This window comes from Ruegeria sp. S84 (genome assembly GCF_056583445.1).
Map to the genome: position 1 here is coordinate 570,009 of NZ_CM152618.1, position 24,552 is coordinate 594,560.

At 57.6% G+C, this 24,552-nt stretch carries 26 protein-coding genes and 1 tRNA gene; 17 read left to right on the forward strand and 10 right to left on the reverse strand.

Annotation, left to right across the window (positions count from 1 at the left end):
- The first annotated feature begins 2 nt into the window (after window positions 1–2).
- The 3 genes from AC1DFB_RS02930 to AC1DFB_RS02940 are packed head-to-tail and all read left to right on the forward strand — an operon-like array spanning window position 3 to window position 2,088.
- Entirely contained in the window at window positions 3–683 is a 681-nt protein-coding gene (locus AC1DFB_RS02930; protein WP_170392133.1) for a molecular chaperone DjiA, read from the forward strand.
- Window positions 684–686: 3 nt separating this feature from the next.
- Window positions 687–1,679, forward strand: coding sequence for an endonuclease/exonuclease/phosphatase family protein (locus AC1DFB_RS02935; protein ID WP_480922095.1), 993 nt, complete (start codon window positions 687–689; stop codon window positions 1,677–1,679).
- Window positions 1,680–1,728: 49 nt separating this feature from the next.
- Window positions 1,729–2,088 (forward strand): hypothetical protein, encoded by a 360-nt coding sequence (locus AC1DFB_RS02940; protein ID WP_480436234.1) that lies wholly within the window; start codon window positions 1,729–1,731, stop codon window positions 2,086–2,088.
- On the opposite strand, the gene AC1DFB_RS02945 is transcribed toward AC1DFB_RS02940, so the two are convergent.
- From AC1DFB_RS02945 to AC1DFB_RS02965, 5 genes are all read right to left on the reverse strand, one after another.
- Window positions 2,089–3,633, reverse strand: coding sequence for a Ppx/GppA family phosphatase (locus tag AC1DFB_RS02945; protein ID WP_170401504.1), 1,545 nt, complete (start codon window positions 3,631–3,633; stop codon window positions 2,089–2,091). It lies immediately after the preceding gene.
- 50 nt (window positions 3,634–3,683) lie between these two features.
- Window positions 3,684–4,373 carry an HdaA/DnaA family protein gene (locus AC1DFB_RS02950; protein ID WP_170392125.1) on the reverse strand — a complete coding sequence of 230 codons (690 nt, stop codon included), beginning with the start codon at window positions 4,371–4,373 and terminating at the stop codon, window positions 3,684–3,686.
- A complete protein-coding gene (locus tag AC1DFB_RS02955) occupies window positions 4,374–5,447 on the reverse strand; it encodes an AI-2E family transporter (RefSeq protein ID WP_170392915.1) in 1,074 nt (357 codons plus the stop codon).
- Between the two features lie 90 nt (window positions 5,448–5,537).
- Complete coding sequence (locus tag AC1DFB_RS02960; protein ID WP_480922096.1) at window positions 5,538–6,512, reverse strand: isopenicillin N synthase family dioxygenase; 975 nt, start codon at window positions 6,510–6,512, stop codon at window positions 5,538–5,540.
- A complete protein-coding gene (locus AC1DFB_RS02965) occupies window positions 6,512–7,876 on the reverse strand; it encodes an FAD-dependent oxidoreductase (protein WP_480922583.1) in 1,365 nt (454 codons plus the stop codon). Before AC1DFB_RS02965 ends, AC1DFB_RS02960 begins: the two co-directional genes overlap by 1 nt.
- Window positions 7,877–8,041: 165 nt before the next feature.
- On the opposite strand from AC1DFB_RS02965, the gene proS reads away from it, so the two are divergent.
- Window positions 8,042–9,382 (forward strand): proline--tRNA ligase, encoded by a 1,341-nt coding sequence (gene proS, locus AC1DFB_RS02970; protein WP_480922097.1) that lies wholly within the window; start codon window positions 8,042–8,044, stop codon window positions 9,380–9,382.
- Between the two features lie 30 nt (window positions 9,383–9,412).
- Here the strand turns inward: proS and AC1DFB_RS02975 are convergent, their stop codons facing one another.
- Window positions 9,413–9,769, reverse strand: coding sequence for a hypothetical protein (locus tag AC1DFB_RS02975; RefSeq protein ID WP_170401488.1), 357 nt, complete (start codon window positions 9,767–9,769; stop codon window positions 9,413–9,415).
- A gap of 392 nt (window positions 9,770–10,161) precedes the next feature.
- Here AC1DFB_RS02975 and AC1DFB_RS02980 point away from each other — a divergent pair, with 392 nt between their 5' ends.
- Entirely contained in the window at window positions 10,162–11,448 is a 1,287-nt protein-coding gene (locus AC1DFB_RS02980) for a lipoprotein-releasing ABC transporter permease subunit (RefSeq protein WP_170401484.1), read from the forward strand.
- A complete protein-coding gene (locus AC1DFB_RS02985) occupies window positions 11,441–12,127 on the forward strand; it encodes an ABC transporter ATP-binding protein (RefSeq protein WP_170594719.1) in 687 nt (228 codons plus the stop codon). The genes AC1DFB_RS02980 and AC1DFB_RS02985 overlap by 8 nt, the downstream gene beginning before the upstream one ends.
- Here the strand turns inward: AC1DFB_RS02985 and AC1DFB_RS02990 are convergent.
- A complete protein-coding gene (locus AC1DFB_RS02990) occupies window positions 12,111–12,548 on the reverse strand; it encodes a DMT family transporter (RefSeq protein WP_170401478.1) in 438 nt (145 codons plus the stop codon). The two genes, AC1DFB_RS02985 and AC1DFB_RS02990, sit on opposite strands and share 17 nt — an antisense overlap.
- 97 nt (window positions 12,549–12,645) lie before the next feature.
- On the opposite strand from AC1DFB_RS02990, the gene AC1DFB_RS02995 reads away from it, so the two are divergent.
- A complete protein-coding gene (locus AC1DFB_RS02995) occupies window positions 12,646–13,053 on the forward strand; it encodes a c-type cytochrome (RefSeq protein WP_480922098.1) in 408 nt (135 codons plus the stop codon).
- Window positions 13,054–13,058: 5 nt separating this feature from the next.
- On the opposite strand, the gene AC1DFB_RS03000 is transcribed toward AC1DFB_RS02995, so the two are convergent.
- Complete coding sequence (locus tag AC1DFB_RS03000; protein WP_480922099.1) at window positions 13,059–13,745, reverse strand: hypothetical protein; 687 nt, start codon at window positions 13,743–13,745, stop codon at window positions 13,059–13,061.
- A 42-nt stretch (window positions 13,746–13,787) separates the two neighbouring features.
- Window positions 13,788–14,450, reverse strand: a complete 663-nt coding sequence (locus AC1DFB_RS03005; RefSeq protein ID WP_480922100.1) for a DNA-3-methyladenine glycosylase I — start codon at window positions 14,448–14,450, stop codon at window positions 13,788–13,790.
- A 334-nt stretch (window positions 14,451–14,784) separates the two neighbouring features.
- Between AC1DFB_RS03005 and AC1DFB_RS03010 the strand changes: the two genes are divergently transcribed.
- The 6 genes from AC1DFB_RS03010 (at window position 14,785) to AC1DFB_RS03035 (ending at window position 21,865) form a co-directional block, all read left to right on the forward strand.
- Window positions 14,785–15,735: an ABC transporter substrate-binding protein gene (locus AC1DFB_RS03010; RefSeq protein ID WP_170392106.1), complete on the forward strand. Its 951-nt coding sequence runs from the start codon at window positions 14,785–14,787 to the stop codon at window positions 15,733–15,735.
- Between the two features lie 10 nt (window positions 15,736–15,745).
- Complete coding sequence (locus tag AC1DFB_RS03015; RefSeq protein WP_170392104.1) at window positions 15,746–16,795, forward strand: betaine/proline/choline family ABC transporter ATP-binding protein; 1,050 nt, start codon at window positions 15,746–15,748, stop codon at window positions 16,793–16,795.
- Window positions 16,792–18,855 (forward strand): ABC transporter permease, encoded by a 2,064-nt coding sequence (locus tag AC1DFB_RS03020; RefSeq protein ID WP_480922101.1) that lies wholly within the window; start codon window positions 16,792–16,794, stop codon window positions 18,853–18,855. Before AC1DFB_RS03015 ends, AC1DFB_RS03020 begins: the two co-directional genes overlap by 4 nt.
- A gap of 105 nt (window positions 18,856–18,960) precedes the next feature.
- Window positions 18,961–19,626: an NnrU family protein gene (locus tag AC1DFB_RS03025; protein WP_480922102.1), complete on the forward strand. Its 666-nt coding sequence runs from the start codon at window positions 18,961–18,963 to the stop codon at window positions 19,624–19,626.
- A 71-nt stretch (window positions 19,627–19,697) separates the two neighbouring features.
- The gene (locus AC1DFB_RS03030) at window positions 19,698–20,234 is read left to right on the forward strand and encodes a DUF2478 domain-containing protein (RefSeq protein ID WP_170732932.1); all 537 of its coding nucleotides are present in this window, start codon (window positions 19,698–19,700) and stop codon (window positions 20,232–20,234) included.
- Between the two features lie 158 nt (window positions 20,235–20,392).
- Complete coding sequence (locus AC1DFB_RS03035; RefSeq protein WP_170732931.1) at window positions 20,393–21,865, forward strand: glycosyltransferase family 39 protein; 1,473 nt, start codon at window positions 20,393–20,395, stop codon at window positions 21,863–21,865.
- An 86-nt stretch (window positions 21,866–21,951) separates the two neighbouring features.
- On the opposite strand, the gene AC1DFB_RS03040 is transcribed toward AC1DFB_RS03035, so the two are convergent.
- Window positions 21,952–22,035, reverse strand: a tRNA-Tyr gene (locus tag AC1DFB_RS03040).
- Window positions 22,036–22,151: 116 nt separating this feature from the next.
- Here AC1DFB_RS03040 and rlmB point away from each other — a divergent pair.
- The 4 genes from rlmB to AC1DFB_RS03060 all read left to right on the forward strand — a co-directional run bounded on the left by rlmB (window position 22,152) and on the right by AC1DFB_RS03060 (window position 24,521).
- Window positions 22,152–22,925 carry a 23S rRNA (guanosine(2251)-2'-O)-methyltransferase RlmB gene (rlmB, locus tag AC1DFB_RS03045; protein ID WP_170392093.1) on the forward strand — a complete coding sequence of 258 codons (774 nt, stop codon included), beginning with the start codon at window positions 22,152–22,154 and terminating at the stop codon, window positions 22,923–22,925.
- Between the two features lie 12 nt (window positions 22,926–22,937).
- Window positions 22,938–23,213: a hypothetical protein gene (locus tag AC1DFB_RS03050; RefSeq protein WP_255612144.1), complete on the forward strand. Its 276-nt coding sequence runs from the start codon at window positions 22,938–22,940 to the stop codon at window positions 23,211–23,213.
- Window positions 23,214–23,388: 175 nt separating this feature from the next.
- Complete coding sequence (locus AC1DFB_RS03055; protein WP_170735482.1) at window positions 23,389–23,760, forward strand: YHS domain-containing (seleno)protein; 372 nt, start codon at window positions 23,389–23,391, stop codon at window positions 23,758–23,760.
- A gap of 290 nt (window positions 23,761–24,050) precedes the next feature.
- Window positions 24,051–24,521, forward strand: a complete 471-nt coding sequence (locus AC1DFB_RS03060; RefSeq protein ID WP_170392089.1) for a CoA-binding protein — start codon at window positions 24,051–24,053, stop codon at window positions 24,519–24,521.
- Window positions 24,522–24,552: the final 31 nt, after the last annotated feature.

Below are 24,552 nucleotides of genomic sequence, written 5' to 3' on the forward strand. Positions count from 1 at the left end.
CCATGTCGATCTGGTCCAGAATAGCCGACGCGCTGAACGCGCTTGCCCAGGGCGAAAGCCTGACTGCGGTGTTTGAGAAACTGCGCACGCCGCCAGAACGTTCGGTGGCCTTTGCGATTGCTGTCGTGGCGCTTGGCGCCAAGATGGCCAAGGCCGACGGTCAGGTGACGCGGGATGAGGTGACGGCTTTCCGTGAAGTGTTCCAGATCGCGCCCGAAGATGAAGACGGGGCGGCCAAGGTCTTTGACATGGCACGGACAGACGTTGCTGGATATCAGGACTACGCCCGCCGGATTGCCCGCATGTTCGCCGAAGATAGCACCACCCTGTGCGATTTGATGGAAGGGCTGTTTCACATTGCCATGGCGGACGGGTTCTACCATCCGAACGAAAACGAGTTTTTGGAAGAAGTCAGCCGCATTTTCGGCCAGACCGACGCTCAGTTCATGGCCCTGCGCGCGCGTTTCGTACCGGATGCGCCGAAAGACCCCTATACGGTTCTGGGCGTTCCCCGCGACGCTCCTCTGACCGAAATTCGCAAGGTTTGGCGGCAACTGGTGCGAGAAACTCACCCCGATGCGATGCTGGCACGCGGCGTTCCGGAAGAGGCGGTGCGGCTGGCCGAGAAAAAGATGATCGACATCAACCGCGCCTGGGATGAAATCAATGGCGCTCGGGTCTGATCCGTGCGGTTGGCGACCTACAATATCGAATGGTTCGCCAACCTGTTTGATCGCAATGACAGCCTGATTGTCGATGACAGCTGGTCAGGGCGTCACGATGTGACCAAGGCCCGGCAGGTTGAGGCGATCGCAAAGGTGCTGACGGCGATTGATGCCGATGCGATGCTGATCGTCGAAGCCCCCAACACAGGCAAGTCTCAGAATACCGTCCGTGCCTTGCAGCGATTTGCCGAGGCGTTCGGTCTGCGTACAAGCCATGCAATCATGGGATTTCCCAATGATACACATCAGGAATTGGCCCTGCTTTATGATCCCGAAATTCTTACAGCCAAACACGACGCAAGGGAGGCTGAGAACGCGCCGCGTTTCGATGCCGAGTTCCGGATCGACCTGGATGTGGATGCGACCGAGGATCTTGTTCGGTTTTCAAAGCCTCCGATGGAATTGGCGATCCAAACAACCTCAGGGCAGGAGTTTCGACTGATCGGGGCGCATCTGAAGTCCAAAGCGCCCCATGGCGCTGCGTCGCGGGATGAGATGATACGAATTTCGATTGCCAATCGCCGTAAGCAGTTGGCGCAGGCGGTATGGCTGGGTCGACGGGTCCGACATCATTTGACGGAGCGAGAGCCGGTGATTTTGCTGGGCGATCTCAATGACGGACCCGGACTGGATGAGTTCGAACACCTCTTCGGTCGATCGTCGGTCGAGATATTGTTGCAGGCGGGGCTCTATGATCCTCATGCAGCAAGGGCATTGGAACTGCGCCCCGGTTCTGTCCCGGCAACTGCCCGATTTGCGCGGCCTAATGAGGGACGGTATCTTGAGGCGTTGTTGGACTACATCATGATTAGCGAGGATTTGCGCGCCCACCACCCGAACTGGCGCATCTGGCATCCGTTTCGAGATGCCGCCTGCTGGGGCAACCCCGAGCTGAGGGATGCCTTGCTAACCGCATCCGACCACTTCCCGGTAACGTTGGATATTACGCTCTGACCTTTCAACACTCGGAACGCTCGCTTATATTCAAGCTATGCTACGTCTCATGCTGATCAGCGCTATTTGTACTGCCTTGGCCCTGCCTGCCCAAGCACAGGACGATTCGGGTAAGTCGCTGATGGAGCGGGGTGCCGAGTTGTTTCTGGAAGGCTTGCGGCAAGAGATGGAGCCCACGATCGAAGACCTGCGTGGATTTGCGGACCAATTTGGTCCGGCTTTGCAGTCTTTCATGCGGGAAATGGGTCCGGCGCTGGCTGAGTTGGCTGCTCAGGTGCAGGATTGGAGCGCGTATGAATCGCCCGAGATGTTACCAAACGGCGACATTATCATCCGCAAGAAGCCCAAAGATCAGCCCGAAGAAGTTGTGCCGGAAGAAGAGACTTCTAACGGTTATACCGATATCTGATTATCCGCGAATGATCACTTTGGGTTCTGATTTCAGCGCGCCGGCCAACGAGTTAAAACGGGCCTCGGCGACTTCGTTGAACAATGCGCCCGCCGATTTGGGCAGACGCAGTTCGAGCTTTTGTTTTTTGGGATAGTAACGCATCTTGCCCATGGCTGCGTCGTGCTGCATCCAAAGCATCGCTCCGAACCGTAGTGCTTTGCCCAGGATTTCGGCCTGTTCCTGGCCGCGTTCGTCGAGCAGTTCGTAAAGCTCGGTAAAGCGGCTCCCTTCGCGTTTGTTGCGATATCGGTGTTGCAAAGCGAGCCCGATAAAGATCCGCTCGGAGTGTTTGATCCCGCTCATGTTGGCGCGGGTGACATATTCGAAACAGGCCTCGGCCCGGTAATCTGGATGCGCACGCCAACTGACGTCATGCAGCAGACAAGCTGCCTTGATCAGGCGCAGCATCGGTTCCGGCGCCGAACGGAACAAGGGCATGACAAAATCGAACAGGTGTTTGCCGAAACCGGGCAAGCGCGCGTCTTTCGCTTCGGCAAACCGGCAGGCTTCGATCAAAGGATCCCGGTCGCGCAGGCGTTGCGGCATCTGTTCATACAGCAATCCTTCGCGGATGCCGTAGCTTGAAATCGCGATGTCCTTTGGTTTGAACGTGCGGATCAGGCGTGAAAGCACATCCATTGCATAGGGGATCAATGCCATACGCGAGCCCGACACACCGGCCAATGCGCGCAATTCATCAGGATCATTCTGTTCGATGAACTTGATGGTCTCGCGTACCTGACTTTGTGTCATGCGGTATTCGTGCAGCACGTTCAGCGGATAGCCTCGGCGCAGCATGTCCAGACGTGCGAAGGCGCGCCAGCTGCCGCCGACCAGAAACAGCCGATCACGTTGAGGGCCCATCCGGTCGCGCATCTCTTCCAGCGTCTTCTTGATATGCTCCTTACGCGCCCGGCGACCGCCTTTGATATCGCGCAGTTTGAGCGGCCCCAGGGGCGAAGTCATGCGACGTCCGACCTTGCCGCCTCCGATCTCAGCGAGTTCGACGGACGAGCCACCGATGTCGCAGATCAGCCCATAAGCTCCGGGCCAACCCAGCAGCACGCCCTGAGCTGAGAGCCGTGCTTCTTCCTCGCCATCGACAACGTTGATGATCAGGCCGGTTTCGGCTTTTGCCTGCGCGCAGAAATCCGGTCCATCGCTGGCCTCGCGCACCGCAGCGGTGGCGACCGCGTGCAGGGCGGGCAGGCCGAGGTCTCTGGCAAGATGCTGAAACCTGTGCAAGGCAGCCAGCGCCCGTTTGCGACCTTCAGGGTTCAATCGGCCGGTCTCTGACAGGCCGGCGCCCAGTTCGCACATCACCTTTTCATTGTAGAAATAGGCCGGTGAGCGCGCCGCGCCGTCAAAGATCACCATCCGGACCGAGTTCGATCCGATATCGACAACCCCGACCCGGGAAAGTGCACGGGCGCCCGGATCTTCGAACAGCGGCCTTCCGAACAGCCCGTGATCCGGGAAATCAGTCTCGGCAATCTTGGTCATGGTGTCCCCAGGTCTTTTGCGCGACAGGATGCGAGATCACCCTTGTCCGGTCAATTACAGGCATCCGATTGTTCGGCCTCTGTGTTCAATAGACGCACCGCCAGCGCACGGGTGATGTCGCGTTTTTCAGTCAGCGCAATTTCGTCAAGCTGCTCGACCACGCGGGCGGCGGTTTCAAAGCTTCGATTCATGTGCTTGACCAGATATGCTATGACATCCGGCCCCGGATTGAGCTGCCGGTCGGTGAATAGCTTCGCCAGCACTGCGCCCAGCAGCGCATCGTCCGGCCCTTCAAGCGACACATGATGCGCACCTTCGGCCCGGCTTTGCAGATCGGCCAGCGGCAGATGCCACAGTTTCGGCGTCGTGCGCCCGGTCATCAGCAAGGCGTGGCCCTCGGCCAGAACCAGATTGTGCAAATGGAACAGAGTTTTCTGCTGCTCGACGTCCGCCGCGATTACTGGCACATCTTCGACCGCCACCGGACCGCGCGCCAGGTCCGGCACGTCGTCATATCGAAGCGCGGCGGCTTGTACGATTCGACCGCCGGTCTCGCCGGCCCAGACATGCGCCAGATGGGTCTTGCCCGATCCTGCAGGGCCGCTCAGCACCAGTTTGTTGCCAGGCCATGAGGTGGCAGAGATCATCGCAACAGCTAGCGCATTAGCAGGCGAGACGAAAAAGTCTTCGCGGCCCAAGGCAGTCTTGGACGGCAGATCAAAGCTGAGCTGCATGGCCATTTATTCGTCTTCCTGATTGAGCCCTTCAAGCCCGGTATATAGGCGGCTGTGCAGATACTGCTCGGTCGCAAACCGTGCCAGCACGCCCAAGGCAGCCGCTACAGGTACTGCGATCAGCATTCCGACAAAGCCGAACAGCGCGCCGAATACCGACAAAGCCAGCAGCAGCCAGACCGGGTGCAGGCCCACCGAACTACCGACGAGTTTGGGCGTCAGGAAGTTGCCCTCGGTCACCTGTCCGATAGCAAAAATACCGGCGACCAAACCGATATGTGCCCAGTCCCCCCAGAACTGAAACAGGGCCAGGCCTATGGCCAGGGTGCCTCCGATCAGGGCGCCCAAATAGGGGATGAAGGTTACCAGCCCTGCAATGAAGCCGACGATCAGGCCGAATTGCAGACCGACCAGCATCAAAGCGACAGCATAGTAGGTGCCGAGGATCAGGCAGACGGTACCCATTCCACGCACGAATGACGCAAGAACGGCGTCGATTTCACCAGCAAGTCGTTTGATCGTGGGGGCGTGATCACGGGGCAAGAGCTCTCCGATCCGGGTGATCATGCGATCCCAATCCATCAGCAGGTAAACCGCTACAACCGGTACGATAACCAGCAGGACGACGACATTTATCGCTGAACCCAATGAGGCCAGAACGGTTTGCAGCACATCGCCGGTTTTTGATTTCAGCGTCTCGCCAAATGACACCAGCATCTGGTGGGTATTTGATTCGCGATCGAGCAAAGCCGGGAATTGTTTCTCAATAAAGGCGCGCAGTTCTTTAAAAAGGCTTGGCAAAACATCAATCAGATCCAGTAGCTGTGTGATCAACGCGGGCACAACCATAAGAATCATCAAAACAAAACCAAACACGCCGACAACGGTAATGATCCCGGTCGCAGCCATGCGCGAAAGGCCGAGTGTTTCTAGGCGGTCCGCAACGGGATCAAGGAAATATGCAATCGCACCACCGATCACAAAGGGCAGCAAGACATCGCCCAACAGGTACAAAAGCAGCACGAAAACAGCGGCGGCAATGCCCCAGTATCTAAGCTGATCCTTCACCGGCAAGGCCATGGCGCAATCCCTCGTTTGCACAGCATTGCCGTGTTCTTGGCCCATGACGCCCGGCGATGCAAGCGGTTCATGGCGCGCGATTTTTATACCCTAGTCTGTCAGAGTACCCAGTTCCGGTGTCTCACCTGTGGCCATTTCATCAGGCCAGTTGGTGCGCCAGATTTCCGCCGACCAGTGTCCGCAATGTACCTTCGGGCGATCAAAGCCGGGCAGGGCAGGCAGCAGTGGCGCAACCACCACATCGTGGCGCGGAACGGCGAAATAAGGGAAGGAATAGCGTTCACGCCCGGATCGATTAACCACGCGATGCGGGGTCGATTTCAACCGCCCGCCCGACCACAGTTCCAGCATGTCGCCGATATTGACCACGAAGCCGCCGGGCGGGCAGTCCGGTGTGATCCAGCCGCCGGTGCGGGTCTGCACCTCAAGTCCTCCGACCGGATCGGGAGCGATTATTGTCAGCGCGTCGGTGTCCTTATGCGGATGAATTCCATAGCCAAGCTCATCCGGGGATTGTGGCGGATAGTGTAGCAGGGTCATGTTGGTCATCGGGTCGCGGAAGGCGTCGCGTAGTGTGTTGGGCGGGATTTTTAACCCCACTTCCAATGCACCCAGCAAAAGATCTGTCACGCCATCAAGCTGTAGCCAGTAATCCAGTATTACCGCGCGGGCCTGGGGCACTTCTCGGGGCCAGATATTCGGGCCGTAAAGTGCGCATTCAACCCGGATCGGCGCATCTTCGGCTGCTTCGAAATGCAGCTTGTACCCTTCGTACTTATCCGCCGCGCCCGAGCCGTCATTGGGCGTGAAGAACCCCATCGGAATGTATCCGCGATAGTTATCCCGGGTGATGGCCTGATCCCATTTTCGGGCCTCGTCGATATCAAAGATCGCACTGACACACTCGCGCACCTGCTCGATGTGCTCAGGCGCGATGCCTGTCCCTGTGATCGATAGAAACCCGATGCTGGTGCAGGCATCCATGATCTGCGCGACCGTTGCCTGATACAACGGACCAGAAGGATCAGTCAGCGGGCTGATATCTATGGTTGGAATACGCTCCATCAGTTAATTCTCACGCCTTGTCGTTCCAGTTCCTGATGCACAGGAACAAGGTTCATGCTGTCGAGATCTTGATTGCTTTTCAAGGATAACGCCGCAGCGATCCCTGCGCCCTGACCCATCACCGCGCAGCAGGACATGTTGCGCGTCGCGGCGTGAGCGACCCGATCCGCGCCATGGGACCGGCCCGCAACCAACAGGCCCTTGATCCCTTTGGGCAGCATCGAGCGATACGGAATCTGCATATATCGCCCCGTGGTCGGCAAGATCAGAATGCCGTAGCCATCGATGAATTCAGGGTAGATACCGATGGAATCCTCGAACCGGCCCTGATGACGCGCGTCATTTTCGGTCATGTTGTAGACAGCATCGATCTTGCGCGTATCCCGAATGCCTATGGTCATGCCGAAATTGCGTAGACGTGCGTTTTCGCACCCCGGCATGAAACGGCGAAGGGCATCAATGGCCAGCATTGCCTGTCGGCGGCCTTCGATTTCACCAAAGGTCAGGCTGTCGGGGTCGGTTCCATCGATCTGGTCCATATGAATCAGGTTCATATAGGTCAGTTCTCCGGTATCGTGCATCGCCCCCCAGGTCCCCGCGATCGTGTTCAAATGAGCCGGTATCAGGCCCTCATCAATCGCCTGCTGGAAGGGTTTCTTGACGAAGGGCGAGAACATGTCGTCCTCTTTGCCCGAGGTTTCGATATTCCATTCGCCACCGCCACCCCAGTCTTTATAGGTCTGCGGGTCGGCTTTGACACCTTCAATAAAGGCCCGTTTGTCGACACCGGCCAGATGGAACATGACCGAGGCTGCCATCATGTCCTCACGCGGCGTCTTGTGCGTCGGGGCGCCCGCGCGATGCGCTACATCTGCATCCCCTGTGGCGTCGATGACAACCTTGGCCAAGATCGCCTCACGCCCCGCTTTGGATTCGGTAATCACCCCAGTGATGCGATCCCCCTCCATGATCGGGGCGACGAATTGCCGGTGCAACATCGGATGGACGCCAGCCTCTTCAACCAGCTTGTCGGCCACCAGCTTGAAGCCCTCGCTGTCGAGTTCGTAGCTGAGCGATTGGCTCTCGGGTACGGCGGCACCCATCTCCTTGGCGTGGGTTTCGAATTCCATGCCGATGCCTCCGGCCTCGACAGTTTGTTCGTGGCGATACCAGGCAAAGCCTTCAACGCCAACGGCCGTGATATTGCCGCCCATACAGCCGAACCTGTCCATCAAGGAAACTTCAGCCCCGGCGCGTGCGGCAGCCAGCGCTGCTGACAATCCAGCGGGGCCCGAGCCGACAACCAATACGTCGGTCTGGTGAACAACGGGGATCTGGCGGGCGGGTTCGGTGATTGTTTGCATTGCTGCCTCGCGGTTGAACGTTTGCGCCAACATTGAAAACCCCGGCGTTGCGGTCAATCAAAAAACCGACTGCGCATGGGTCGCAAAACACCGATGTGCGATTGCCCCCGGCTAGGCTTTGGAATAATCACCTTGCAGCGAAATTCTCACCCGTAAGGTTACGTTATGCGCCTCAGCCGTTACTTTCTGCCCGTTCTCAAGGAAAACCCCTCGGAGGCTCAGATCGTCAGCCACCGGCTGATGCTGCGTGCCGGGATGATCAAACAGGCCGCCGCCGGGATTTATTCCTGGTTGCCATTGGGCTTCAAAGTTCTGCGCAAGCTGGAGAACATTGTGCATGAAGAGCAGGCGCGGGCTGGGCACATCGCTATCCAGATGCCGATTCTGCAATCAGCCGACCTGTGGCGCGAATCCGGTCGTTTTGACGATTATGGCCAGGAAATGCTGCGGATGCAGGACCGCCACGGTCGCGATATGCTGTACACGCCGACCGCCGAGGAACTGGTGACCGACATCTTCCGCGGCCACGTGAGCAGCTACAAAGACCTGCCGCTGACGCTCTATCAGATTCAGTGGAAGTTCCGCGATGAAATCCGCCCACGTTTCGGCGTGATGCGGGGGCGCGAGTTCTACATGAAGGACGGATACAATTTCGATCTGACCAAAGAAGACGCGCTGCACGCCTATAACCGCCACTTGGTCAGTTATCTGCGTACTTATGAGCGGATGGGTCTGCAAGCCATCCCGATGCGTGCTGATTCTGGACCTATCGGCGGTGACTACACGCATGAGTTCCTCGTACTGGCCGATACTGGCGAATCCGAGGTCTTTTATGACAGCGCGGTCACCGATCTGACTTTCGGCGATCGTGAGATCGACTATGACAACCGCGAACAGTGTCAGGCGATCCTCGAAGAGTTCACTTCTAAATACGCCCGCACGGACGAAACCCACGACGAAGCCCTGTTTGACCAAATCCCCGAAAACCGCCGCCGCGTGGCGCGTGGTATCGAAGTGGGGCAGATCTTTTATTTTGGCACCCAGTATTCCGAAGCTCTTGGAGCGACTGTGCAAGGCCCCGATGGCAAGCCGGTTCCGGTGCATATGGGCAGCCACGGCATCGGCGTTAGCCGCCTGATCGGTGCGATCATCGAAGCCAGCCATGACGATAAGGGCATCATTTGGCCCGAAGGCGTGACTCCATTCCATTGCGGCATTGTGAACTTGAAGCAAGGTGATGAAGAGGCGGACGCGGCGTGCGATAAACTCTACAGCGCGTTGACTGCGTTGGGGCTTGAGCCGCTTTATGATGATCGGAATGAACGGGCAGGGGGCAAGTTTGCCACCATGGACCTGATCGGTCTGCCGTGGCGCATCACAGTGGGCCCGCGTGGTCTGAAGAACGGTGTGGTCGAACTCACCAGCCGCCGTACCGGCGAAAGTGAGGAACTCAGCCCCGAAGCGGCCGTCACCAAGATCGCAGAAATCTATGAGGGCATCGCCTGAACAAGGCGGTGCAACCTTCGGCGGTTTAGCTCAGGAAGCTGAGGTCGGACGTGCGGTCAGGAAATCGCCGTCCGCTTCGCTGCCGCGTGCGACCACGATCGGGCGACCAAAGCGGCGTACAAGTTCCGCCAGTTCGAAGCCCAGAAACCGCAATCCACAGACGCGTTCGTCAGTGGCGCGATCCGTGATGCACAGCCGCCCCTGCCGGAAAGCAAGGCGATAGCCTTTGTCCCGCAGTATGTCGGCCAAACCGGCCCAGCTTGCTGCGCTTGTGAAAACTGGCCTGATCGCTGCCCGCAACAATGCGGCGCTTTCGCAATCCAGTTCTGTTGCTGCTGAACGGGCAGTAATCGGGCCCGTGCCTTCCATATGTTCTTGAATACCCATGAGCGTGCCTCCGCCCTTAAACTCTTAAAATGTGTCCCCCACACAAGTAGGGTGACAAAGTTTCTCACACTAATCAATTTGTGAAACAATATTTCGCACCTGAATGTTGCGATTGTGACTCAGTCGGGTGCTGATATCTCACATTGACTTCATAACTGAAACAATAAGCCCTTGTCTGTGAAGGGGTTCACAACCATTGGTATAATTTGCGGCCAGTGATTTCTCGCGTTGCCGGTGATGATTTGGCGCTTGGGGCAAATGATTCGTTTCAAACTGTTCTTTTCGCCCCTTTATCGGGCGCAGTAACGCCGAACCGGTGTCCGCACGATAACTGGCTTGACCATCCGGCGAAATGTCGAAAGGGTCGCGAAAAATCTGAACCCGAGGCAGAAATGGCCAAATCTCCCCCGCCCTTTGCCCCTTTCGAATGGAAAATCGCCTGGCGATACCTCCGTGCCCGTAGGGCCGAAGGGGGCGTTAGCGTGATGACCTGGATCTCGCTGATCGGGATTACGCTCGCTGTGTTCGCTCTGATCGCGACGCTGGCTGTTCGGTCCGGATTCCGGTCAGAATTCGTGGGCACTATTCTTGGGGCCAACGCACATGTCACGGTGTATTCCGCCGGAGAAATCGATGCGCAGGGGCGGCTAGACCGCACCATCACGGAATTCGATGAAATGGCCGAGCGGATCGCGCAGGTGCCGGGGGTCGAACGGGCAGCACCGCTTGTCAAAGGGCAGGTGCTGATCACCAATGCGGACCGCAGTTCAGGCGTGCAGGTCTTTGGCATTCGTCCCGACGATCTGGCCGAGTTGCCCGGTATTGCAGAAAGCGAAGAGGCCTATGGTGACCTGTCCCGGTTCCCGGACGGCATCGCCATCGGCTCGGGCGTGGCGCGGGCCATCGGGGCGACGGTGGGGGATCGGGTCAAACTGACCTCGCCCAACGGTGTCAAAACCGCATTTGGCACATCTCCCCGCGTGAACGCTTATGAGGTGGTCTATGTCTTTTCTGCCGGGCGCTATGACATCGACCGCACGCGCGTCTACATGCCGTTTGCCGAGGCGCAAAGCTTCTTCAACCGTGAAGGCGTGGCGGACGAGATCGAAGTGATGGTCGAGCGCCCCGAAGAGCTGACCCCGATCCTGATTCCGATACTTGAGGCCGCAGGTGAGCGCAGCCAGATATGGACTTGGCAGGATGCCTCTGGAGGATTCCTGCGGGCGCTGGAGGTCGAAGACAATGTGATGTTCATCATCCTGTCGATCCTCGTGCTGATTGCAGCAATGAACATCGTCTCGGGGTTGATCATGCTGGTGAAGAACAAAGGGCGCGACATCGGTATCTTACGCACCATCGGGCTCAGCGAAGGATCAGTGCTGCGGGTGTTCTTCATTTGCGGGGCCTTTACGGGAATCATCGGAACAGCGATGGGCGTCGTACTGGGCTGCCTCTTCGCTATCTATATCGATCCGATTTTTTCCTTCGTGAACTACGTCATGGGTGGCGGCGTCTGGGACCCGTCCATTCGCGGCATCTACGCATTGCCCGCCGAATTGCACCTGTCTGACGTCATGAAAGCGATAGGGCTGTCACTTGGCCTGTCTTTCCTTGTCACCTATTTCCCGGCTCGTCGCGCAGCGCGGCTGAACCCGGTTGAGGCGCTGCGCTATGAGTGATGTGACTTTGAGGCTCAGCGGTCTGACCAAGACCTATCTGCAAGGCACCCCAGGAGAGGTGCAGGTTCTGCGCGGTGCCGATCTGGAGCTGCGCGCGGGTGAGGCTGTGGCACTGGTTGCGCCATCCGGGGCGGGCAAGTCGACCCTACTGCATATCGCGGGCCTGCTGGATACCCCGGATACAGGCGAAGTCGAAGTCGCGGGGCAGGGCGCGACGGGCAAAGGGGATCGCACGCGCACAGCGATCCGTCGGCGCGATGTTGGCTTCGTCTATCAGTTCCACCATCTGTTGCCTGAGTTTACGGCGCTGGAGAACATCGTGTTGCCGCAACTGGCAAACGGTGCTTCCGAGAAAGTAGCGCAAGCCCGTGCGATGCAGTTGCTTGATCGCGTTGGCGTCGCTCCGCGCGCAGATCACCGGCCAGCAGCCTTGTCGGGCGGAGAGCAACAGCGCGTGGCCTTCTGCCGGGCGCTGGCAAATCAGCCACGTGTGCTGCTGGCGGATGAGCCGACCGGCAATCTGGACCCCGATACCTCGGATCAGGTGTTCGCGGCCCTTATGGCGCTGGTGCGGGATGAGGGGCTTTCGGCGCTGATCGCGACGCATAACCTTGATCTGGCGGCGCGGATGGACCGGATGTTGCGGCTGGAGGGCGGCGTGCTCAGGCCAGCTGAGTGATTGCGACCCCGATTGCCATCACCGTAATGCCTCCGGCCCGCATTAATGTCAGCGGCGTAACCTGCGCGCCGAACAAGCCAAAATGGTCAATTGCGGCTGTGCTGATCAACTGGCCGAGTAAGACGAAAAACACCGCATTGCCCACGCCAAAATGTGGGGCCACATGGGTGATTGATAGCACATAGAAGGCGATTAATACGCCGCCCAGCAGCAGATGTTTGGGGGCTTGGGTGAGTTTGGCAAAGGCATCGGATCCACCGAGTACCAACAGCGCCAGCGCTGAAGCGACAAAGGCGATCGCGAACAGGATGACGGCGGCCGCATTGGGTGAGCCGATCAACTTGCCTAATGCGGCGTTCAGCGCGGCGAGGATGGGAACGCCGATTCCGGCGGCCAGCATGATGGCTGCGTATTGTGTCATTGCCTTTTGTCCCTGCGCCTATTTCGTTGATCTGGATCATTGCGTCAGCGCGACCTCCCGGCAAGTCTCGAATTGCAAGGCAGGAGGGAGAAAAGTGATGATCCGATCAATACTTGGCGCGGGCGCGCTGACTGTACTTACCATGATACCACAGGCCTCTTCAGCTCAGGACGTGGAGACCGGGGCCGAGCTGTATCAGCACTATTGCGCTACCTGTCATGGACTGGATGCAACGGGGCATGGGCCAATGGCCGGGGTGCTGGTGATCCAGCCGACAAACCTGAGAACGCTGGCCGATGCAAATGGTATATTTCCGACAGCGCGCGTCGTAGCGCGGATTGACGGGCGCGAACCGTTGGTCAGCCATGGCAGCCCGATGCCGGTTTATGGCCCCTATTTCGAAGGTAACGACACCGCGATCAAAACGCCGGAAGGGCAGCCAATCCTGACCAGCAAGCCAATCGTGGATCTAGTGGCTTACCTGAAGACCCTGCAAGTAAACTAACAAGCTCAGCGACAGATACCATTAATCTCTGCGCCCGCCCAGGGTATCAGGACGGAGCTTTCGCGCCTGCTACCGGGCAATTTCGAGACTTCGAATTGGGCGCTTAGCATATCGTGCAGACGCTTGGTTCGAGGTGCGTCGGGGTCGAGCGCCCGGCAGCAAACATATTCCTCGACGATGGCGCCCTGCTGTTCGTAGCCATAGGCCAGAAAATCGGGCGAAGTATCAAGGTCGAACAGGTAAGGATCGTCCTTCCGGCCATGCTCTGCCGCAGCGCGGAACGGGTGATAACCAGTTGTCTTGCGATTTTGCCACTGCCAGACATGGGTTAATTCATGCGCAAGCAACATTGCCCCGATCAGGTTCACCTGATCGGGGTACTGGCTCATGTAGTCGTCCAGATACCAGTCCTTCGTGAAGAATATATGATTGAACAGCGCAACGCCCGCGGGTTTGCCGGTCACGGTTTCCTCTTTGACAGGTGGTAAGATTCGTTCACGGCAGGCAACCCGAGCGCGGGCTTTGCGGGTAAATGTAACCGCTGCGACGGGGGCACCCTCTACCAATCGCACACGATCCAGATTCAATGTGTCTCCGTGGATTTTACTGACAAATGCGCGCTCGTGATCGGTTAGAGGTCGACCACAGGCTACAAATAGAAACAGCAATGAAATCAACAGGGGGCGGATCATGGCATTGAGCCTAATGCGGCAGCTCGGCGCTGCAAGTCGTTTTCAAAGGCTCATCGCCAGAACCCGGCTGATTTCCGTCAGCGATCGCCCGGATTGTCCCATCCATGTATTGAACGCGGCCTGCACCGCGGCCATTGCTTTTTTGGAGGTTGCAGGTTTGTCGATAACGCCCTCAGCGATCAGACGAGCTGTTACATCTTGGGACAGAATAAAGCTGTCCCGACCGGCAAATCGCATAGCATACTGCGCCGAAGCACCGCCAAGCCGCGATCCGCGCTTGGCGAGCATCTGTAGCAAGCCGACATAATCCTGTGATGGCCACCCGCCCAGAATTTGCCCGACGCCACCTTCCGCGCGGAGTTCCAGCAGAAACGCGGCATTGTCGCGCACTGTGGCAATCTTAGTTCCGTTGCGGACAATGCGGGTGTCCTGCAGCAGTGCGTCGAATTTCTCGTCATCCATGAATGCGCAGCGTCCAATGTCGAAGCCGTCAAATGCCGTTTCGAATCCGTCCCACTTCGATTCGATCACTTTCCAGTTAAACCCTGCCTGGAACACGGTTTTCGTAATAATCGATAACCAGCGATCATCTGACATCGCCACCAATTCGGCGATCGGTTTAGGCTTGATTAGCTTGCTTTCCAGTTCGGCGGGGCCGCCGTGGCGATCAGCCGATATCTGGTAGATCTTTTCAAAGTGACGCATCTCCCAGACCCTCCCTTATCCAGATGCTGCCTTATTAAGAAGATTTGACAAGGCAAATCAGATCTTGAGATGAAGCGCGTGTTTTATATTGACTAGTCAATCAATATCTTTGACGGTTCCGAACTGACGGTGTTAAGTGTGTGTATTGCCGAGTGGAGCAGCAGGGACGGGTCGTGGTTTAACGCTAGATGAAGCGCGTCGGACCCGGAACAACTGTTCCCTTTCCTTTTTCGGCTAAACTTGTGCATGTTGCGAAATGTGCTGTGACCACAAATGATCCTGGGCGGGCTCGATATCGCCATGGGGCAAACGTAAAAAACAGGGAGTTGTTGTTATGAAAAAGCTAAGCGTAAGCTTTTTGGCTATCGCAGTGGCCGGGGCGGCCCATGCCGCAGATATGGGCGCGGTCGATGAACCGATCAAGCTGGCGATCAACGAATGGACCGGTCAACATGTGACCACCCATGTGGCAGGTGAGATGCTGAAGGCCGCCGGTTATAATGTAGAATACGTGACCGCCGGGATGATGAATCAGTTCCAGGCGTTGGCCGATGGGGACATTGACGCGACATTGGAAATCTGGTCGTCCAACGTGTCCGACGAATATGCCAAGAAGATCGACGAAGGCACCGTTGTTGAAATCGGCGATCTGGGGCTTGATGCCAAGGAAGGCATTGCCTACCCGGCACATGTGGCGGAGCTCTGCCCGGGCCTGCCTGCGTGGGAAGCGCTGAAAGAGTGTGCGCAAGTTTTTGCTACGGCTGAAACTCTGCCCGGTGGCCGTCTGGTCGATTACCCAGCGGATTGGGGTACGCCCGGCGCGGATCGTATGACCGGTCTTGAATTGCCGTTCAAAGCGGTCCCCGCGGGTTCCGAGGGCGCTTTGATCGCCGAATTGCGCGCCTCGACCGAGCGCAAGTCGCCGTTGCTGATCACCTTCTGGCAGCCACATTGGGCGATGTCGGCATATGACGTACAGTTTGTCGAACTGCCTGCAGGCGAAGAGGCGTGCTTTAACGATCCGTCTTGGGGCCCGAACCCCAACGCAGTGAATGATTGCGATTTCTCGCCGTCACGTATCTTCAAGGCCGGTTGGAGCGGCATGGCAGACAAGTGGCCCGCTGCCTATGAAATCCTGACTAACTATCAGCTTTCGGTCGAAGACCAGCAGCCAATGATGGGGGCGATCGACGTAGATGGTGGTGCGGTCGAAGAAGTCGTCGCGGCATGGATGGCCGAGAATGAAGACAAATGGCGCCCCGTCGTTGACGCGGCAACGCAGTGAGTCCGCTTAAGTGACTGAAGCGAATACGCCAGCCATCGCCTGCCAGAATCTCTGGCAGGTGTTTGGCCAAGGTGCCGACAAAGCTCTGACCGACGCGCTGTCTCGGTCAGGGAGTGACGCTGACAAAGCCGCCGCCGATTTGCGCGAACAGGGGTTTATCCCCGCTGTTCAGGATGCCAATTTCGAGGTCAAAGAAGGCGAGCTTTTTGTCATCATGGGCCTGTCCGGCTCGGGCAAATCGACGCTGATTCGTTGCATTTCGCAACTTCTGCCCGGTACGGGCGGCGAGATCCGTGTGGATGGCGAGAATGTCATCGGTGCATCGAAGAAGACCCTGACTGAACTAAGGCGCAAGAAGCTGGGCATGGTTTTCCAGCATTTTGGCCTGTTCCCTCATATGACCGTGGCCGAAAACGTGGCTTATCCGCTGCGTGTGCAAGGCGTCGGTAAAAAGGAACGTTTGGCGCGTGCGCAGGAAGTAATCTCGCTGGTCGGCTTGGAAGGCCGCGAAGATAGCTTTCCCCGGCAGCTTTCGGGTGGTCAACGCCAACGCGTAGGGATCGCGCGCAGCCTTGCGGTGAATCCCGATATCTGGTTTCTGGACGAGCCGTTCTCGGCTCTTGATCCTTTGATCCGCCGCCAGCTGCAGGATGAATTCCTACGCATCCAGGCGACGTTGAAGAAATCCATCGTCTTTATCACTCACGACATTCAAGAGGCGCTGAAACTGGCCGACCGCATCGCCATCATGCGCGATGGCAAGATCGTTCAGATCGGCACGCCGACGGATATCGTGCTGCGTCCGGTAGACGACTACGTGCGCGAATTTTCTAAGGACGTGGCCAAAGGCCAGCATGCTAAGGTTGCTTCGGTCATGCGTGATGATGCTGAGCGTGGGCCGGATGATCCGGGCCTGACCACATCCATGACGCTCGACGCGGCGCTCGCACATTGCATGGAGCTGTATGAACCCGTGCCCGTCCGCGATGCAGACGGCAATATTGTCGGTACGGTTCATCCGTCCGATCTCGCCGCAGCTTTGCAGGTGGATGAAGCATGACCGCTTTGACGGATATCCCCGCGCGGCAGGCCCGCCTGACGGCTGGGGCGCAGGCCGCGCTGATTACCCTTGTCGTTGGCGCGGTTTGCCTTGCGCTGGAAGGCGTCGCCCCATGGCTGGTCACATGGCCCAAAGAATGGGAACTGCCTGCAACGCAATGGGTTGGTGCGTTTCTCGACTGGTTTCTGAATGGCGTTAAACCGGCGATGCGGTTGTTTTCGGACCTGATGACTTATCCGATGAATGCTGCAAACTACGTGCTTGGCAGCACGCCCTGGCCGATCTTGATTGGGGTCGTCACTGCGCTGGGTTGGTATCTGGGCGGTCTGCCGATGGCGGCGCTGGGGCTCTTTGGCCTAAGCTTCGTTCTGGCTTCAGGCTATTGGGCCGAGAGCATGAATACGCTGGCCCTTGTCGCCGTGTCTGTCCCCGTGGCGCTGATTATGGGCGGGGCCATCGGTATTCTTGCCAATGAAGTGCCACGTGTGAAGGCCTTTGTTCAGGCAGTACTGGACATCATGCAAACGGTGCCGACCTTTGCCTATCTGACGCCGCTGCTGCTTCTGTTTGGCTTTGGTCCGGTGGTTGGCCTGATCGCCTCGGCCATCTACGCCGCGCCACCTATGGCTCGCAACGTTATGCTGGGGCTGGAACGGGTAGAGCCCGAAATCAAAGAAGCTGCGATCATGTCCGGCGGGACGCGCTGGCAGCAGCTATTTCAGGTCGAAATTCCTGCTGCCACGACTCAGATCATGGTTGGTGTGAACCAATGCCTGATGGCCGCCCTGTCGATGGTGATCATCGCTGCGGTCATCGGCGGCTTCAACGACATCGGCTGGGAAGTCCTTTTGACCATGCGCAAGGCGCAGTTCGGTGAATCCCTCATGGCCGGTCTGGTCATCGTTGTCTTCGCAGTGATCATCGACAGGATGAGCGGCACTTTGGCGACCGAGCGCAAGCGATATGACAGCCGCGTTGTCTGGGCGATGCTGGGCTTTGCAGTGCTATTTACCGCTGCCTTCTGGTCCCGGTTGCCGAACCCGTCTGGCCTTACAGTTCTGGACCCGATGGCCGAGGCGATTGACACCGGCCTGACCTCATTTACGCAGGCTAACGGGCCTTGGCTGGACGCACTCAAGAACAACTCTCTGTTCTATGTGTTGTTGCCCTTGCGGATCGGTCTGGACCAGGCTGTACTACCGTTCACCTGGGGGTTCCAGTGGACCCCGAGCATGAGCTGGAGTCTGTTCGCCGCCGGTGCGGCTATCGCTCTGCTGATGGCATGGCGCGGGCATCTGACCGGCGGTCTGATTGTTCTTATCCTGATCGGCATGCTGGAAACCGGCATATCAAACCTGCCTTGGCCGTTTGTCCTGACCGGCGCGGCTGCGCTGGGTTGGGTCGCGGGTGGCTGGCGTCTTGCGGCGCTGTCGGTTGGGCTGCTGTGTACCATCCTCGTTTCAGGCCTGTGGGAGCGGGCACTCCTGTCGCTCTACCTCAGCGGTGCCGCAGTGTTTTCCTGCGCAGTGGTCGGAGGGATGATCGGTCTTGCCAGTGCAGTTTGGGGGCCGGTCTGGAAAGTGGTTCGCCCGATCTGTGATATGCTGCAGACGATCCCACTGTTTGTGTTCCTGATCCCAGTTCTGATGGTGTTTCAGATCGGTGAGTTCTCGGCCTTCCTAGCGATCTGCGCCTACGCCATCGTCCCGATGATCCGCTACACGCGACACGGGCTGGTCAACACACCCGAGGAAATGATGGAAGCCGCAATCTCCAGCGGCGCGACCGAGTGGCAGATCATGCGCGACGTCCGCGCGCCCTATGCCGCACCGACCATCCTACTGGGGCTGAACCAGACCATCCTCTATGCCTTCGCCATGCTGGTGATAGCGGCACTGATCGGGACAACCGGTCTGGGCCAGTCGATTTATCTGGCGCTGGGGCAGGCGGATGTGGGGCTTGGCATCTCGGCCGGTGCCGCCATGGCAATTTTGGCACTGATCGCTGATCGTATGGTGCAGGGTTTTGCCGAGGAACGCCGAAAGGCACTGGGCCTGTAAGACATGGCAGGGGCGGGTAACCGCCCCTTTGCCTTCACTTGATTTCGGACAAAGACCAGCGCGCTGTCACGGCCTAAACCGGGCGCAACACGTTCGGAGATTACGATGACCGGTTGGGGCCTTTTCCTTGCTGCACTTGCCACATTCCTTCTCAGCCACATGATTCCAGCACGCCCCGCAGTGCGCGGCTGGCTGATCGGTACGATGGGAAAGCGCGCATATTTCGCCAGCTATTCAATGATTTCTCTAGCAGTTTTGGCCTGGTTGATCATCGCCGCCGCAAATGCACCCTATGTCGAAGTGATCCCGCCGCTTCCAATCTTTCGCTGGGTGCCTTTGCTGGTCATGCCTATAGTCTGCTGGTTGGCCATTGCGGGCCTGTCGATCCGGAACCCGTTCTCATTCGGAGGGCTGGGGCACCGTCCGTTCGATCCCGAAAACCCTGGAATCCTGCGCACGACGCGTCATCCGATACTTGTGGCGTTGATGCTATGGGCTTTGGCACATCTGTTGGCCAATGGAAGCCTGTCTCATGTCATCTTGTTCGGCTTGTTTGCTGGCTTTGCGGTGATGGGCATGGCGCTCATTGATCACCGCACCGCGCGCAATTTGGGGACGGAATGGGTACGCCTTTCCCGCAATACCGCGCGCCTGTCACTCCGCGCGCCTCGCCCTTGGCCCAGCCTTTGGGTCTGGTTGACTGCTTTGGCTTCTTACGCGGTTCTCCTCCACCTGCACGCATCGGTGATCGGGCTTTCTCCACTGCCTTGATGGATGAAGGTGGTCGGACAAGCCGACGCGTGCTATCTGAAACGTCACCAATTGAACTTTGAGGTCCAAAAATGCATCTGGCCTATGTTACGACAACCGATCGCGGCGCAACCGATCGCCTGCTTAGCGAATTTGCGGATGGTCTTGTGCAGGCCGGAACACCGATTGCCGGGGTTGTGCAGACCAACACCGAATGTGCCGACGGATATAAATGCGATATGGATCTGAAAGTCATTCCGACCGGGGAAACCATTCGCATCTCACAATCCCTTGGCAAGAACGCTCGGGGTTGCCGTCTGGATCCGGCTGAATTGGAACGGGCCGTCGGCCTCGTGACGCGGTCGCTTGAGGATGGCCCTCAATTGCTGATCATCAACAAGTTCGGAAAGCACGAGGCGGACGGGCGGGGCTTTCGCCCGATTATCGCCGACGCTCTTGAACGTGAAATTCCCGTCTTGGTGGGCGTCAATCAGTTGAACATTGAAAAGTTTCAGGAATTCGCCGGCGGCATAGCCGAGGCGCTTGGCCCCGATGTCAGCAGCCTGACTGAGTGGTTTGACAAAATATCCCAAACTGACGTTCAACCCGCCGCGGCATCTGGCGGCTGAAGCCCAGGCATCCATCTGCTGAGCTGCGCGCATTGTTTCACGCGCCCAACTGCCGCAAAAATGGTGGACTTGAGCCCACACATCGGGTCTAGCTTCGGTCAAAGTTGCAATCCGGCGGCCAGATATCCTGGGCGAGTGCCGACGAAATGGGCTTATCCATGATCGAAGATCAGTGCGTCTCAGATGAGCGATCTCTGGAAGCCGCTTGCGGGGTCGATGACCCGGCAGCGAAGCAATCCCGTCTCGATGGGTTGATGTCGACAGATTGCTTCTGGTTAAGCATAGTCACGGCTTACTTTCTGCTTCATGTCGTATTGCGAGTTGCAACCGGCGGCGCGCTTGGTCTGGATGAGGCTGAGATACTTCTTGATGCGCGCCGCCTGGAATGGGGCTACGGCCCGCAACTGCCACTTTATGCCTGGCTGCAATGGGGCATCTTTCAGATAACCGGTCCCGGCATATTAGGGCTGTCACTGCTGAAGAACGGGATGCTGCTGGCGACGGTTGTCGCGCTGTACCTGACCATACGAACCCGTCATGCGCCACTGTGGGCAGGGCTGTCGGTCCTGTCACTTCTGATGCTCTATCAGTTTAGTTGGGAGGCGCAACGCGCGCTGACGCATACCGTTCTGGCCAATCTCTGCTCGGTTCTGACCTTCGCGGTGATTTGGGGGCTAATTCGCAAACCGACGACTTGGGGATTCGTCTTGCTGGGCGTAGTCGTGGCAATGGGAAGTTTGTCAAAATACAACTATGCGATCGCGCTGCTGGCCATGTTGCTGGCGGCTTTCAGTGCATCTGAGACGCGCAAGCCTCTCTGGTCGCCTCGACTGCTGCTTTCGTTGGGTGTCGCCGCATTGCTTGTCACACCACCGATGCTATGGGTTCTGAACAATCCCGAACACGCATTTGCAAGCGCGCGCAAGTTGGACATGAGCAGCGATGGCCCAACCACATTGATCGCGCTGCAAGGCTTGGTTGAGTTGGCCTTGGCGTCGGCTGGGTTTGTATCGCTCTTGCTAATCGTCCTGGGTGTTCTCTGGTTGGTCTACCTCAGACAAGGGGTGGCCGCCAAAGGCGATGATCTGAGGCGATTGATGACGCGTACTCTGGTCTGGGCGTTGTTACTTATGGCGGCTGTAGTGCTTGTGAGCGGAAGCACCAACGTAAAGGATCGCTGGCTGCAACCGATATTGATTTATGCCGGCCCCGTGCTGTGTTTGTGGTTGTTACCGAGTGCAGGTCGTAAAGGCGTAAGGCGATTTGCCCAGGTCAGCGCCGTTCTGGCGGTGTTTATTGGACTGGCGATGCTGCATCACAATCTGGCAGGGGATGCCAAACGCGCGGCCCCTTTCGCTACTTTGACCTCTGAGATAATCGCGCAAACAGCGCCCGAAAATGCAATTGTTGCTGACAATTGGATTTCCGGAAACATGGCCTATTTTGCGCCCGATCATCCTGTTTACAGCGATCGGGACCCGCGCGCGCCAAATGCTGCTCTTCGGGTTTGGGAATCGGCTCGAAATGCCCCGAAGGACGTCGACCCAGCACAGGTGAAAACCTTGGTTGCGCCATACCGCTTTGACAACAACGAAGAGATGTCGCTGTCATTTGGACCTGTATCGCAATAGCGCCGGGACCATGGAAGTTGACATCGAACGTTGCTATCACCCAGATATCGGCCCGAACGAATGGCTCAATTTTTTCGGTGAGTAAGTGGTGGGCGACCCTGGAATCGAACCAGGCGTGCGTCTCCGCGAGGGAGTTACAGTCCCCTGCCACACCTTGCGGCCTGTCGCCCACTGTCAGGCGTTGCACCTGACGTGGAGGCGTGATTACTAGCGCGTCTAAAGGGCGTCAACAGGAAAATACCGCTTTGACGCAGGAAACCGAATTCCCGGCCCGGAGGCCCGTATCATGAAGAAACCAAAGTGGGTCGTTGAGAAGGAACAGGCGCGCAAAGCGGCTGCGGCAGAAACCGTCTGGCTGTTCGGTTTACACGCTGTACGCGACGCGCTGATGAACCCGAAACGGCAGAAGCTGCGCCTGATTGTGACGCGCAATGCCCGCGACAAACTGCTGGAAGCTATTGAATTTGCGGAGATTGTACCCGAGATGGTTGATCCGCGTAAATTCACCGCACCGATTGATCCGGGATCGGTTCATCAGGGCGCGGCACTTGAGGTCAAGCCGCTGGAATGGGGTGGGCTTGCCGAAAATTGTATCGGGCAGGAAAACCCACGTGTGCTGCTGCTGGACCGGGTGACAGACCCACATAACGTCGGGGCGATTCTACGCTCGGCAGAAGTGCTGGGCGCCAGCGCCGTCATTGGCACCCGCCACCATTCAGCGCCCGAGACCGGCGCTTTGGCAAAAACTGCCAGCGGCGCGTTGGAACGACAACCCTATCTACGCGTGCGCAATTTGGCCGATACGATCATCGAGCTGCAGAACATGGGGTATTTAGTCCTGGGTCTGGATGGTGAGGCCGAACAGACGATAGAAGCCACGCTGGGTGACAAGCGTGATCGCCCGGTGGCGCTGGTGCTTGGGGCCGAGGGGCCCGGGTTGCGGCAGAAAACCAAAGAAACCGTCGATCAATTGGTAAAAATTGACGCGGCGGGGGGATTTGGTTCTCTAAACGTCTCAAATGCCGCGGCTATCGCACTATATGCATCCAAACCCAGATGACAGGAGGCCCCCATATCCACTCCACATAAAATTGCCACCTGCTGCTATTGCGGTACCCGTGCCGCATTGGTTCTTCGGGGAAAGCAACAGCACGAGCTGAGTTGCGCAAGCTGCGGCGCACCCCTGCATAATCTCAAGATGGTGCCAAAAGCCAAACTGGCAGATCGGCCGATCAAAAGTTACCAGCCGGCACAGAAGCACAAAAAATACAAAAAGAAGAAAAAGCGGGGTCTGTTCTCAAAGGTGTTGGACGAAGCCTGGGACGTGATCGAAGACGTTTTCGATTAACAACCGCACGCCCGTTCACATCGGCGTCATGGGGGTTTCAGATACGGTTTGAAATATGCATCTTGAAGCCCTCTAACCGCAATCCAGTGAATCACCTATGTTGTCTCGACGTTCCTTCTTGATCAGTCTCTCTTGTACCCCGTTTGCCTCTGTCGTCGGTGCGCAGGAAATGCCCATGTTCTACGTGGACGATGGGATGGCGGTCTCAGGCTATGATGCGGTTTCTTATTTCAAGGCTGGAGCACCAGAGTTGGGTCAGCCCGACATAGCGCTGATGTGGAAGGGTGCGATTTGGCGGTTTGCGTCAGAGGAAAATCGCGATCGATTTGAACGCAATCCGCGCGCCTATGCCCCGCAGTTTGGTGGTTACTGCGCCTATGCGATGGCGAAAGGTCTGCTAAGCAGTACCGATCCCAAGGCATGGCAGATTGTGGATGGGCGGTTATATCTGACCCACTCGGAAGCGATCGAACGTATCTGGGAACGCGATGTCACCAATTACATCCGCGAGGCCGAGGGGCATTGGCCTGCGGTTCTTTACCAATAAAGCCTATTGCTCTTGGCTTAAGATCGGCGCGCGGCTTATGTAACGAGCCGTTCTGACCATGATCGCCGAAGGAAATGCGCACGGTTTCATTCGGCGGCATTCCGCCTTTTGTGAAGTGTCATCACAAAAATGCGCGCGACCTCTTTTTTTAGAAAACTCATGCTTAAATGTCACAGTGACCGCGGAATGGAACTGCCGCGGGTCATTTCACTGTCCCTCGTTCCAACAACTGGCGCTCAGGAGTTTCCTGGGCGCTTTTTTCTTTGCATGCGCTTGCTTATGGTGTGCTCATGAATGACTACTCCGACGATGTTCTGACCCAAATCCTTAGGCGCACCAAAGTGGTTGCGGTGGTTGGGGTTTCAATGAACCCGGTGCGGCCCAGCTATTACGTGGCGCGGTATCTGTCGCTCAAGGGATATCGGGTGATTCCGGTCAATCCGGGCCATGCAGGCAAGATGCTGTTTGGCCAGACGGTGCAGGCTTCGCTGTCCGATATTCCCGAGCCCGTCGATATGGTTGACATCTTTCGCCGCTCCGAGGCCGTGCCACCCATTGTCGACGAGGCGCTGGATGCGTTTCCCGACTTGCGCACCATCTGGATGCAGATCGGAGTTGAACATGCCGAGGCCGCTGCTAAAGCGCAGGCCCGCGATATCGACGTAGTCATGAACCGCTGCCCCAAGATCGAATATCAGCGCTTGTTTGGCGAACTGCGTATGGGTGGGTTTGCGACTGGAGTGATTTCGTCCAAGCTGTGACGGCCCTGACGTTTGTGTCTACGTCCCGGCC